Source organism: Xenorhabdus japonica (assembly GCF_900115195.1).
Classification (GTDB): Bacteria; Pseudomonadota; Gammaproteobacteria; order Enterobacterales; family Enterobacteriaceae; genus Xenorhabdus; species Xenorhabdus japonica.
The window spans coordinates 1-1,286 of record NZ_FOVO01000087.1 but is presented as its reverse complement, the minus strand read 5'-3'; the positions used below and the strand labels follow the sequence as shown (position 1 = coordinate 1,286).

At 45.6% G+C, this 1,286-nt stretch carries 1 protein-coding gene; it reads left to right on the top strand.

Annotated features, from left to right (window positions below; genetic code table 11):
• The first annotated feature begins 127 nt into the window (after window positions 1-127).
• Window positions 128-1,267 (top strand): ISAs1 family transposase, encoded by a 1,140-nt coding sequence (locus BM135_RS16405; RefSeq protein ID WP_245737452.1) that lies wholly within the window; start codon window positions 128-130, stop codon window positions 1,265-1,267.
• Window positions 1,268-1,286: the final 19 nt, after the last annotated feature.

Here is a 1,286-nt window from a genome sequence, read left to right as displayed (position 1 = left end):
TAGGGCAAACGGGTCTAAATTGAACAGTTAGTTCAGTGATGTGCCTTCAGTACATAAAGGTAGGAACATTGATGATCGTTTGTGATTTACAATCCGTTTTCTGTCAATGATAACCGTAGAAACCGTCATGAAAGCAACCACCCTCAGCAATACCTTTGGACACCTCACTGATCCCCGGCTTAATCGTACGAAACAGCATTTGTTGATCGACATTCTCACCATCTCGATTTGTGCGGTTATCTGCGGTTGTGAGAGTTTCAATGCGATTGAAGAATACGGAAAATCCAAGGAGGACTGGTTCAGACAATTTCTGGAACTCCCCAATGGGATCCCCAGCCATGATACCTTTAACGATGTGATAAACCGGCTGAATCCCCAAGAATTCGGGGAGGCTTTTATCGCATGGGTGAATAAGTTAGCCAAAATCTCCACCGACATTATTGCATTGGATGGCAAAACAATGAGAGGCACACTCGACAAAGCCAACGGCTCTCCGGCTATCCATTTAGTCAGTGCTTGGGCGGTGGCGAATCAACTTTGTTTTGGCCAGATGAAAGTATCGGATAAATCAAACGAAATTACGGCGATCCCTAAGCTTCTGGCCTTGCTGGATATTGCAGGGTCCACTATCACCATTGATGCCATGGGCTGCCAACACACAATCGCTAACCAGATTGTCACGGACAAGGCAGATTATGTTTTGGCTTTGAAAGGAAATCAGGGTGAGTTTTACGACGATATTAAGCTCTTTTTGGACAACCAATTGGCAAAGGATTTTACGGGCGTTATCCATGGCACTTACCGAAGTACGGATGGCGATCATGGTCGTATAGAACAGCGCCAGTTGTGGTTAATTAACGACGTGAATTGGCTGCAGAAACGTCATCCTCAGTGGCACACGTTGGGGGGTATCGCGGTTGTGGAGTCATGGCGGGAAGAGCAAGGTAAAACAGAGAGTTATGAAAGGCGCTACTATATTACCAGCCATCGTGGTGCCTCGGCAGAATTCCTTGCGTGTGCCATACGCAGCCATTGGCATATTGAAAATAAACTGCACTGGCAATTGGATGTGAGTTTTGGTGAGGATAGCCGGCGTCTGAGAAGCGGTCATGCGGCCGAAAATGTGGCATTAATGAATAAAATAGCACTTAACTTACTGAAAAATGAGAAGTCAGTTAAAATAGGCGTGAAGACTAAGCGCCAGAAGGCTGGCTGGGATAATGGCTATATGATGAAAATCCTGACAGTGGGATTTTCATCTGTATAAATTAGACCCGTTTGCCCTA

Excerpts from the sequence above, each read along its gene's own strand:
- BM135_RS16405 (WP_245737452.1), top strand. The coding sequence starts at position 128 with ATGAAAGCAACCACCCTCAGCAATACCTTTGGACACCTCACTGATCCC.